Below are 10,773 nucleotides of genomic sequence, written 5' to 3'. Positions count from 1 at the left end.
ATGTTTGACTTGCTCATTTTGCTTTTTTATAGTGTGTGCTCACTCAAAATTTACGTTGGCGCTTTGTTTTGTTCAGTTTTCAAAGAGCAATTTGTGTCACTCTGTTTCAGCGACTTTAATATCTTATCATGTTATTACTGTTTCGTCAATAACTTTTTTTAAAAAGTTTTTTAAACTCTTTTTAAAAGCTAATGTCTTGCAGCAACTTTTATAATATACCAGCGAATAAATTAATAGTCAATAGATTTTCAAAATATTATTCTTAATTTTTTTCTGTGTTTTGTTTTTCTCTCACATACGCTAGACATTCTCTTTCCGTCCCCATTCTTTTAAACAGATTGAATAGGATCTTATACTTCTCATTGATAGCCCTTTTCACTACATGGTCAATCCTCCCATCCTGTAAATCGAATAAAATTTCATCCATCTCTCTTTTAAGGAGATACATCAATTCCTCCTTTTCCTTTTCATTGATTAGAAGACCCAGCATATATCTAACACCTCCACAAACCATCTTTCCCCACTCTCCCCGTTTATATAAAGTTTCATATTATATTTTTTTGCATATCTCTACAATGCGCGCATAAATATGTGACAAGAGCATTTGGACAAGGGGATGGGTGAATGAAATTCTTCATGGTGCTTCAGGCAAAAAACATTAAACAGTATTCGTTAATTATACTTACGGCTTTATTCACCGCTTGGTTTCTTTTCGTGCAAAATATCATACATGCCCCTGTTTTCTCTACAGAGGATGGGCCAAAAGCCGTTTATAAAGGGGATAAGAATATTGCTATCACATTCAATATTGGCTGGGGGGATGAGAAAGCCGCTCCTATATTAGAAACGTTAAAGAGGGAAAAAATTAAATCGGCCACCTTTTTTCTTTCAGGTTCTTGGGCTGAGCGCCACCCAGACATGGTAGCCACCATTGAAAAAGAAGGATATGAAATAGGAATCCTAGGTTATGACTATAAAGATTACTCCGATCTCAAAGATCAGGAAATCATCCGGGATATTTCCAAAGCGCAGGAAGTATTCAAAAAGCTAAATGTTAAAAATATCGAGCTTTTACGTGCGCCCACCGGTCACTTCGATAAGCGACTTCTTAAAATCAGTGAGAATTTCGGTTATACCGTGGTCCATTGGAGCATAGATTCAAAAGATTGGACCAATCCAGGCGTTGAACAGATCGTCCAAAATGTTAACAAAGCCCATAAAGGGGATATCATCTTATTGCATGCCTCGGATTCTGCAAAACAAACGAATAAGGCATTGCCTGATTTAATAAAGGAACTTCGTGCAAAAGACCTGAACTTCGTTAATGTTTCAGAGATGATTTCTAATTCTTCAGCAAGAAGTGAGGAAATTAAGTAATCGACTAAGCACAATTTAAGAACATAAAAAACCTGACCATAGGATAGTCAGGTTTTTTTATGTCGGCAAGCATCTCCGCTTTCAGCGGTTTTACTTACCTCCTATTCCATCAGTATTAAAATTCTTCTTAGGGACTTGCATCCTCGCTTTTTTGCCTGCCAACTCCTTTTGGGATTGATTGATCAATTTGTTTAAAATCATTAATTGATAGGCATTACAGACAAGCAGGGGAAACAACATAAAATAGAGCCATCCGTCATCATTGGTCCTTAAGACTGGCACCCACTCCAATACTGTCGCCACCACCATGAAGAACAATGCAGGAATAAAAGCTTGTCTATTCGTTTGCTTCATTTTAAAGTAGGCCGTCACCAACCCGATCAACAGTACTACCACAGCTGATGAGATATATGAGCCAAGCCCCTCACCGGATTCAAACTTAATATACCGTAAATAGACTAAATCAAATAAAACAAAGATAATCAGTACAATTTGCACCGCATTCCACAAGTACACACTTTTAAAAATTCCCAGACCGAAACGATGTATCGTTAAATAAGCAAAAAAGCCAGCTTGGCTTATTACACTGAAAATCAATCCCACTCCAAACAACCAAACAAACGTTGAAAGTATGGATGTAATTTCTAACGATGTGAAATAGGATTCAAACTCACTCCACCGGGCTATAAATCCCACAACTCCTCCCGTTACTCCACCTATAAGTAATGTTGTCATAAACAATCGAACTAAATTACGGCTGTTCATCATTTTCCTCCATACATTTCTATTTCTTTCATTAATTGTACCAACCATATTTGGAAAAATCCACTTATTATACCAATGGATAATATCCTGCAAAGAAACCATATTAACAGTATGGAAGATTAAAGAGGGGGGCTCTACGTATGAAAATGGGGTTTACTTTGTTCCTTGCTTCATTCTTGTTCTTTTGTACGGGCTGTTCGCAGAATGGAACGAGTGAAGGAAAAATGGATTATGAGGAAACAAAGAAGATGGTCGTCGATATCTTGAAAACAGATGAGGGAAAAAAAGCCATCCAGGATACCATTGCTGATGATAAAACAAAAACTGAACTTATTATGAACTCGGATATCATAAAAAAATCCATTGAAGAGACTGTTACCTCTGATAAAGGAAAGGAGTTCTGGAAAAAGGCCTTTAAAGATCCTGAATTCACCGCAGCCTATGCCAAAGCTCTAAAAGAAGAACACAAAAGGCTATTAAAAGACTTGATGAAAGACCCACAGTATCGAGGAATGCTAATAGAGGTCTTACAAGAACCCGATTTAGAAAAAGAAATGAACAAGTTACTGAAAACGAAAGAAATGAGAGCCGTATATAAGAAGACGATCATCGAGACGATGGAAAGCCCTCTCGTTCAAGCTAAAATGCAAGAAAGCTTAGACAAGGCCGCTACTAAGGCTACAGAAAAGGCGGAGAAATCCAAAACCGAGGATAAGTCAAAGGAATAAAAAAATAAAGGCTACTTCCAAATACAATGGGAAGTAGCCTTTATTTTTATTTCAATTTTTCAATGACTTTATTCGCAATATCTTCATAAATCTTGCCTAATCTATGGTCAGCCGCATATATAGAAGGTGCGAAATCTTCTTCATTCCAATCTGGTTGTTGAAGAGGTAGTTGTCCTAAGACCTCTGTACGAAGTTCTTCTGCAAGCTTCGCCCCTCCACCTTTACCAAATACGAATTCCTTCTCACCAGTGGTCTTGCTTTCGAAATAAGACATATTTTCGATTACACCGATAACCTCATGTTCGGTTTTAATGGCCATGGCTCCTGCCCTTGCTGCCACAAAAGCCGCAGTCGGATGTGGAGTTGTGACGATGATTTCTTTACATGAAGGAAGCATCGTATGAACATCTAATGCGACATCTCCTGTACCAGGTGGTAAATCCAGTACCAAATAGTCCAATTCGCCCCATTCCACTTCATTAAAGAAACTGTTTAACATTTTTCCGAGCATTGGCCCTCTCCATATAATAGGCGCGTTATCTTCCACAAAGAAGCCCATCGAAATAACCTGAACGCCAAAACGCTCGACAGGGATGATTCTCTCCCCGCGTACGACGGGTCTTTTTGTGATCCCCATCATATCCGGTACACTGAACCCATATATATCAGCATCAACCAGTCCAACCTTTTTACCAAGACGAGCAAGGGATGTGGCTAAGTTAACCGAAATCGTGGATTTACCCACTCCACCTTTACCACTTGCGATGGCGATGAATTGTGTTTTGTTATTTGGTCCAAGCAACCCTAAGTCTTTCTCTTCCTCAGGCATACTGTCACGATGTTTAGCCAATTCTTCTTCCGATAGTTCTGCGAAACGTATTCCTACCGAATCCGCCCCGTTCCCTTTCAAGAGACCGACAACTTCTGTTTGCATTTCCATTTGCTCGGCAGTTCCTGTCTTTGCGATAGCAAGCTTAACGCTCACATGACTTTTCTCAGGCTTTATTTTCACTTCTAAAATTCCATTTGTTTCTTCAAGGCTTTTATGTAGAAAAGGGTCCTTAAGATCCTTTAATAAATTTAGTACTTTCTCTTCAGTTAACAAGTCGAGCACCCCTTTGTATTCGTTTTCTTTTCCCAATTGTAGTATAACATAATCCGGAAATAAAGCTTATTATCTGCACCAGGGGGTTAACCCTTTTTCACCATAACAAAAAGGCCTTGTACACCCACCAAGACCTTACAAGGTGTCAATCCGGTTCCGATAGCTTCTCCTCAGTGAAATACCGCAGAATACCCATATATATCGAACTTGCAATCTTCTCTTGGTATTTGTCACTCATTAACCTTTCGCGCTCCTCGGTATTAGAGAGGAACCCAATCTCCACCAACGCCCCAGGTTTCTTGGCATAATTCATCAAATATACATGGTTGATCGTTTTTGCATCCCGTGTTGTATTTTCTAAGTTTCTTATAATTTCGGTCTGGATAAACTTGGCCACCTGTTTATTTTCCTCGAACCGGTTTGTATAAAAAGTTTGAGCCCCTTTTGAGGAGGCAGATGGAAATGCGTTCAGGTGGATGGTTAAAAATAAGTCCGCTTCCGAATCATTGATCATTTCAACCCGGTTCCTGAGATCTTCCTGTTTTCGTTTACGGATCCCTTGTGTATCTTCCGTTGCCAAATCCACATCTTTTTCCCGTGTCAAAATAACAAGGGCACCTTGTTCCTGCAAATAGTCCCTTACCTTTAGCGTAACCGAAAGCGCAATTTCTTTTTCCATTACATCCTGAACATTCGCCCCTCCGTCCATCCCCCCATGACCCGCATCCAGAATGATGACCTTACCCGTCAACGGAAGGTTCCAAGACTCCCAAGAATCATCTTCAACGAATTTGAAAGTCACAATCAAAAAAAGGACAAACAATCCGATAGAGATCCCTGTATATTTCAGTTTTCTACGCATCACCGTTCTCCTCCCACAAGTCCCTTTATCTATAAAATATGGGACAACCCACGGAAAAAGAACTGATACTTTTCAGGGATCTCCTTCAGCTTAATGAAGCTTCATCTTATAACGCTTTTCACCCGTCTTAAACCCATCCTTCCACCATTCTCCTACAAACCCTTCACAGCAATAAAATACCCCTTCATCAATAGCATTGCTTACCGTGACTTCACGCCAATATAGGATAAAATTGAAGAGAGTATCGATCAAAAACTTTTCTTCCCTTCTGCACCGGGCCCTCACATCATCTTCCGACTCTCCGTAATACCCAAACTTGCTATAGTTTGCCCCTAATAAATACGCCTCTATAGCCACATCAAAATACCCCTCTTCCAGAACGTCCTGGTATTCCTCTCCAAAGTACCGTTTTATCCTCCCCCTCATATCCTCGATTGATAGCTCCCTAAGTAACCTACGTTCAAACTTCAACTGCCGTTCTCGTTGCATCTCCTGCAAACCTATAACCACACTCATCCATTCACCTCCGGGGTCAGACCCCATTTCCCAAATTACTTCCCATGATGCCATTAGTTTTTGACGTAACACCCTGAACGATTCATTGATTCCTTTGGAAATATTTAATGAGAGTAATCCCAATTCGGCAAGATAACAAAAAAAGCTCCAGCCACATAAGAGTGGCTGGAGCTTTTTGAAGTTCCAAACGATTAACGTTTTGAGAACTGAGGTGCACGACGTGCGCCTTTAAGACCGTATTTTTTACGTTCTTTCATACGTGGGTCACGTGTTAGTAATCCAGCAGTTTTAAGAGCTGGACGGAATTCTGGGTCTACATGAAGCAATGCACGAGCGATACCGTGACGGATTGCTCCAGCTTGTCCAGTGTATCCACCACCGCTAACGTTTACAAGAACGTCGTAATTTCCAGTAGTTTCTGTAGCAACTAGTGGTTGGTTTACAACTTCACGTAATGCTGCGAAAGGAATATATTCATTAATGTCACGACCGTTGATAACGATGCGACCTTCGCCTGGTACTAAACGTACACGAGCTACTGAGCTCTTACGGCGACCAGTACCATAATATTGAACTTGTGCCAAGATAGTAACCTCCTTAGTAATTATCCGCGTAATTCGTAAACTTCTGGTTGTTGAGCAGCGTGTGGGTGCTCAGCTCCAGCGTATACGTGTAATTTTTTGTAGATTTGACGACCAAGAGAATTCTTTGGAAGCATACCTTTGATAGCAAGTTCAAGCATTCTCTCAGGGTAGTTTGTACGCATCTCAAGAGCAGTTCTAGTTTTAAGACCGCCTGGGTGCATAGTGTGACGGTAATAAATTTTGTCAGTCAATTTTTTACCAGTCAAGTGGATTTTTTCTACATTGATTAAGATTACATGATCACCAGTGTCGATGTTCGGTGTAAAAGTTGGTTTATGTTTACCACGTAAGATGGATGCTACTTCAGTAGAAAGGCGACCTAAAGTTTTGCCTTCAGCGTCAATCACATACCATTTACGTTCTACTTCATTAGCTTTCGCCATAAATGTCGTACGCATGGTTAACCTCCTAAAAAACTTTTAATTTTTTATATTTATTTTCAATCACAATAAACTTCCGGGGCTTATCGTGGGATTAAAATACATACCATATTATATTAACTTCTCCCAGTTTCATTGTCAAGCGAATGTTACACTAGGATAAGTTGTCTTAAAAAAAGAATCGATCACTCCACGAAAAGATTCTACATGGCGTTAGGCCATAACCATAGCGCCATTCACGGATTCAAGTCTTTTCATTACTTGTAAAAAACTTGGTTTGGCACGAAAAAAATTATTTGTAAAATACTTTCCATAAATACAATCCATGTCCGGGTGCTGTTTTACCTGCGAAGCTGCGATCCTTTTTGTTCAAAATATCTATCATTTCCCGAGGTGCTATTTTCCCGCTGCCGACTTCAAGCAGCGTTCCGACCAAGATACGAACCATATTATACAAGAATCCTTCTCCAACGAAGCGAAAAACTAAAAATCCATCAGTCTCTTGGAAATCAATCTCCTGAATGGTCCTTACTTTATCCACCACTTCCGTCTTCGCCGAACAAAAACTTGTAAAATCATGGGTTCCCACTAAATACGAAATGGCTTCGGTCATTGCACCCTCATCTATTGGATAAGGGTAATGATAGGCGTAATTGCGCTGAAATGGATTTCTTAGGGTAGAGCGGTCAATGATATACCGGTATTCCTTGCCTGTTGTGTGGAATCGTGCATGGAAATCATCAGGAACGACCTCAACTTCCAACACAATGATATCATCTGGAAGAAGGGCACTGAATGCCTTCACCCAATTATCCGTAGGAAAGACAAGAGGCGAATCGAAGTGAAGAACCTGCCCCTTGGCATGAACCCCTGAATCTGTCCTTCCCGAAGCAGTCACTTTGACAACTGTCCCCTTGTGGATTTGGGCTAATACCGCCTCGAATTCACGTTGTATCGTTCTTTTCTCTGGCTGTACCTGATAACCAGCAAATTCCGTACCATCATAGGCGATTACACATTTATACTTTGGCATTTACTCTTACCTCTTATGAACGTAATATGAATAACATGACTGTAAGTACAGCCATTGATACCATTAACAGGCTATCACTGATTTTCCAATTTAATTGCCGGTATTTCGTACGGCCCTCCCCGCCACGGTATCCCCTGGATTCCATGGCAGTTGCTAACTCTTCCGCCCGTTTGAAGGAACTGACAAACAAAGGGACCAGTAATGGCACAATGGATTTAACTCGATCCTTAATGGGTCCTGAAGAGAAATCCACCCCTCTTGCTGTTTGTGCCTTCATGATTTTGTCCGTTTCTTCCATAAGTGTCGGGATAAACCGAAGGGCAATCGACATCATCAATGCCAACTCATGAACGGGCATTTTCCACTTCTTAAGAGGTCCTAAAAGTTCCTCCATTCCATCCGTTATGGAGATAGGGGTAGTTGTCAAAGTTAGGAGCGACGTAACCAATATCAATAACGTGAATCTTACAGATATGAATAAGCCCTGAATTAAACCGCCTTCGTATATCTCAATCCACCCAAATTCGTAGAGTAATTCCCCTTCCTTCGTAAAAAAGATATGGAGAAGGAAGGTGAAGATGATTAAGAATAGAATAGGTTTTAAACCATTATAAAGATAACGAAGCGGAATCTTGGATAAGGCAATCAGCAATACTGTGAATGCTGCAAGAAGGGCGTAAGAAACTACATTATTCGCCAAAAAAATCACGCAGACAAAAAGGAACACCAGCAATAGCTTTGCCCTCGGATCCATTTTATGCACCACAGAGTCAGCAGGGACATATCGCCCGATAATCATTTTATCAAGCATCAGCGGTTCCCCCGTTTCATGGCTTTATCGATTTCTATCGCCAAATCCTCGATGTTGAGACAGGGATGATCAAAGCGAACACCCAACTCTTTCTGAAGTTTAAGTTGAAAGCGAACCGTGTCCGGCACATCTAATCCCAACTCAATCAATTGTTCCGGTTGAGAAAAGATTTCTTGAGGCGTTCCTTTCCGATAAACGGTTCCCTGATGCATAATGATGATATCGTCCGCGTACTTAGCGGCATCTTCCATACTATGGGTCACCAATATAGTCGATAAGCCTCTCACTTTATGCAATTGATAGAACATATCCATGATTTCTTTCCTGCCACGCGGGTCAAGCCCAGCCGTCGGCTCATCTAATACTAATACTTCAGGTTCCATCGCTAAGACACCAGCAATCGCCACTCGACGCATTTGTCCACCGGATAAATCGAAAGGAGACTTATCAAGGATATCTTCACTAAGGCCTACCTGAACGATGGCTTTTTTGGCCAGTTCTTTAGCCTCTGCTTCAGAAACTCCAAAATTCATCGGCCCAAAACATATATCCTTCTCGACCGTTTCATCAAAAAGTTGATGTTCGGGAAACTGAAAGACTATCCCTACTTTTTTTCTAATTGGTCTCAAAAGCTTTTCTTTTCTTCCAGCTTCTATCGTACGGTCGCCAATGATGACCTGCCCCTTAGTCGGTTTCAGGAGAGCATTTAGATGCTGCAGTAGCGTGGATTTACCTGAACCCGTATGACCGATGATTGCTGTATACGTCCCCGATTCCATCGATATATTGACATCATGAAGGGCCAAATGTTCAAATGGAGTATTCACCTGGTAGCGGTACTCTACATCATCGAGTGTAATTCGCATAAATCCTTCACCAACTCTTCCTCTGTCAAATGCCCATTCACGACACGGATGCCATTTTTCTGCAGTTCTTTGCTTAGTTTCACCGAAAAAGGTATATCCAGTCCAAGCGCAATCAATTCATCCTCTAGTTTAAAGATGTCCTCTGGAGTCCCTTCACGGAATAACCGGCCTTGATTCATGACTATCATCCTGTCAGCTTTCGCAGCTTCCTCAAGGTCATGGGTAATGGATATGACGGTAATCTCATTTTCCTGCTTTAATTGTCTAACCGTTTCAAGCACTTCTTCACGGCCTCTTGGGTCAAGCATGGAAGTTGCCTCATCTAAAATGATTATATCTGGTTGCAAGGCAATAACACCGGCTATAGCCACTCTCTGCTTTTGACCGCCGGATAGATGGTGCGGCTCTTGATTAAGAAAGGCATTCATTTTAACCTTATTTAGTGCACCATGAACACGCTCCACCATAACCTGCTGAGAAACACCGGCGTTTTCTAAACCAAAAGCCACATCATCCTGAACTGTAGTGCCTACAAACTGATTATCGGGATTTTGAAAAACCATACCAATCTTTTTTCGTACGTCCCAAACTGTTTCTTCTGTCAATGTTTGATCATTAATCAAAATTGCACCTGAGTGGGCGAACTGAAGTCCATTCAACAATTTCGCTAAAGTCGACTTGCCGGAACCGTTATGACCAACAATTGCAAGCCACTCCCCTTGATAAATATCAAAAGAAACATCATCTAAGGCGTTTCGAGACTGCCCCTCATATTTGAATATAATATTATTTAAAGAAACCAGCTTCTTACTCATGTGGCCCTCCTCATCCTCGACTGCACTCATCTTACTAACTCGGCTCAATACTAAAAACATCAATGAACTAGCTATATTTATTTCTGAACATATAAAAAAACGCTGCACCCCTTCCACCGAAAGAATTTTCGGTAAATTAAGAGCAGCTTAGAGCAGTCCTGTTACGAAAAACAGGTTATCTTATTGAATCGCTTATCAAAAGCGGGAAGGGATGCTTGAGCTAGACGTGAAGGCTCCCTTATATAAGGTTTCGCCAGCCATCGTAACACTCAATGCGAATTTCTAACATACAGAATTAAAAATAAAAAAAGAAAAAGGGCAAAGAACAAGTGAGTATATTCCTTTGTCCTGCCCTTTTTCATCGTTGTTATTAAACTAATTCAATAACCACGACTGGTGCACCGTCACCGCGGCGTGGACCAACTTTCATGATACGAGTGTATCCGCCTTGACGTTCTTCATAACGTGGAGCAACGTCACTGAATAGCTTTTGAAGGGCATCAGTGCCTTTCTCAGCGTCAGCGATTTCGTTACGGATGAAAGATGCAGCTTGACGGCGTGCATGCAAGTCACCACGTTTACCAAGAGTGATCATTTTATCTACTACAGAACGTAATTCTTTAGCACGTGCTTCAGTAGTTTCGATGCGCTCATGGATAATAAGATCCGTAGCTAAATCACGAAGTAATGCTTTACGTTGTGCGCTAGTGCGTCCTAACTTTCTGTAACCCATTAGAGATTCCCTCCTTTGTTGAAGTTCTATATTGTGTGTCTAGTACAAGGCTCACAACATAATGGATGATTCCGCCATGTTATCAGTCGTCTTTACGAAGACCTAAGCCTAATTCTTCTAGTTTCGCTTTCACTTCTT

General features: G+C 40.9%; 14 protein-coding genes. 2 read left to right on the top strand and 12 right to left on the bottom strand.

Annotated elements, in window-relative coordinates:
- Positions 1–262: 262 nt before the first annotated feature.
- Positions 263–490 carry a hypothetical protein gene (locus ACIQXH_RS20350; protein ID WP_402875656.1) on the bottom strand — a complete coding sequence of 76 codons (228 nt, stop codon included), beginning with the start codon at positions 488–490 and terminating at the stop codon, positions 263–265.
- Between the two features lie 134 nt (positions 491–624).
- Here ACIQXH_RS20350 and pdaB point away from each other — a divergent pair, with 134 nt between their 5' ends.
- Complete coding sequence (gene pdaB / locus ACIQXH_RS20345) at positions 625–1,377, top strand: polysaccharide deacetylase family sporulation protein PdaB (RefSeq protein ID WP_402875658.1); 753 nt, start codon at positions 625–627, stop codon at positions 1,375–1,377.
- A gap of 90 nt (positions 1,378–1,467) precedes the next feature.
- Here pdaB and ACIQXH_RS20340 read toward each other — a convergent pair whose 3' ends face one another.
- Complete coding sequence (locus tag ACIQXH_RS20340; RefSeq protein WP_402875660.1) at positions 1,468–2,142, bottom strand: KinB-signaling pathway activation protein; 675 nt, start codon at positions 2,140–2,142, stop codon at positions 1,468–1,470.
- A 140-nt stretch (positions 2,143–2,282) separates the two neighbouring features.
- Here ACIQXH_RS20340 and gerD point away from each other — a divergent pair, with 140 nt between their 5' ends.
- The gene (gene gerD / locus ACIQXH_RS20335) at positions 2,283–2,870 is read left to right on the top strand and encodes a spore germination lipoprotein GerD (RefSeq protein ID WP_402875662.1); all 588 of its coding nucleotides are present in this window, start codon (positions 2,283–2,285) and stop codon (positions 2,868–2,870) included.
- A gap of 46 nt (positions 2,871–2,916) precedes the next feature.
- On the opposite strand, the gene ACIQXH_RS20330 is transcribed toward gerD, so the two are convergent.
- The 10 genes from ACIQXH_RS20330 to rplQ all read right to left on the bottom strand — a co-directional run bounded on the left by ACIQXH_RS20330 (position 2,917) and on the right by rplQ (position 10,635).
- On the bottom strand, positions 2,917–3,975 hold the full coding sequence (locus ACIQXH_RS20330; RefSeq protein WP_402991665.1) for a P-loop NTPase: 1,059 nt from the start codon (positions 3,973–3,975) through the stop codon (positions 2,917–2,919).
- 145 nt (positions 3,976–4,120) lie between these two features.
- The gene (gene cwlD, locus ACIQXH_RS20325) at positions 4,121–4,837 is read right to left on the bottom strand and encodes an N-acetylmuramoyl-L-alanine amidase CwlD (protein ID WP_403125458.1); all 717 of its coding nucleotides are present in this window, start codon (positions 4,835–4,837) and stop codon (positions 4,121–4,123) included.
- A gap of 90 nt (positions 4,838–4,927) precedes the next feature.
- Positions 4,928–5,353 carry a DUF2521 family protein gene (locus ACIQXH_RS20320; RefSeq protein ID WP_402875667.1) on the bottom strand — a complete coding sequence of 142 codons (426 nt, stop codon included), beginning with the start codon at positions 5,351–5,353 and terminating at the stop codon, positions 4,928–4,930.
- Positions 5,354–5,544: 191 nt separating this feature from the next.
- Positions 5,545–5,937 carry a 30S ribosomal protein S9 gene (rpsI, locus tag ACIQXH_RS20315; protein ID WP_402875668.1) on the bottom strand — a complete coding sequence of 131 codons (393 nt, stop codon included), beginning with the start codon at positions 5,935–5,937 and terminating at the stop codon, positions 5,545–5,547.
- A gap of 20 nt (positions 5,938–5,957) precedes the next feature.
- Complete coding sequence (gene rplM / locus ACIQXH_RS20310; RefSeq protein WP_034304960.1) at positions 5,958–6,395, bottom strand: 50S ribosomal protein L13; 438 nt, start codon at positions 6,393–6,395, stop codon at positions 5,958–5,960.
- A 274-nt stretch (positions 6,396–6,669) separates the two neighbouring features.
- A complete protein-coding gene (truA, locus tag ACIQXH_RS20305) occupies positions 6,670–7,410 on the bottom strand; it encodes a tRNA pseudouridine(38-40) synthase TruA (RefSeq protein ID WP_402875669.1) in 741 nt (246 codons plus the stop codon).
- A 13-nt stretch (positions 7,411–7,423) separates the two neighbouring features.
- The gene (cbiQ, locus tag ACIQXH_RS20300) at positions 7,424–8,221 is read right to left on the bottom strand and encodes a cobalt ECF transporter T component CbiQ (protein WP_402875670.1); all 798 of its coding nucleotides are present in this window, start codon (positions 8,219–8,221) and stop codon (positions 7,424–7,426) included.
- Positions 8,221–9,087 (bottom strand): energy-coupling factor ABC transporter ATP-binding protein, encoded by an 867-nt coding sequence (locus ACIQXH_RS20295; RefSeq protein WP_403125452.1) that lies wholly within the window; start codon positions 9,085–9,087, stop codon positions 8,221–8,223. Before ACIQXH_RS20295 ends, cbiQ begins: the two co-directional genes overlap by 1 nt.
- Complete coding sequence (locus ACIQXH_RS20290; RefSeq protein ID WP_402875672.1) at positions 9,063–9,902, bottom strand: energy-coupling factor ABC transporter ATP-binding protein; 840 nt, start codon at positions 9,900–9,902, stop codon at positions 9,063–9,065. The genes ACIQXH_RS20295 and ACIQXH_RS20290 overlap by 25 nt, the downstream gene beginning before the upstream one ends.
- Positions 9,903–10,272: 370 nt before the next feature.
- Positions 10,273–10,635 carry a 50S ribosomal protein L17 gene (rplQ, locus tag ACIQXH_RS20285; protein WP_061440393.1) on the bottom strand — a complete coding sequence of 121 codons (363 nt, stop codon included), beginning with the start codon at positions 10,633–10,635 and terminating at the stop codon, positions 10,273–10,275.
- Positions 10,636–10,773: the final 138 nt, after the last annotated feature.

It is taken from the genome of Peribacillus sp. NPDC097225, from assembly GCF_044761955.1.
Lineage (GTDB): Bacteria > Bacillota > Bacilli > Bacillales > DSM-1321 > Peribacillus.
The sequence above is the reverse complement of the archived record's forward strand: the minus strand, read 5'-3'. Positions and strand labels throughout refer to the sequence as shown.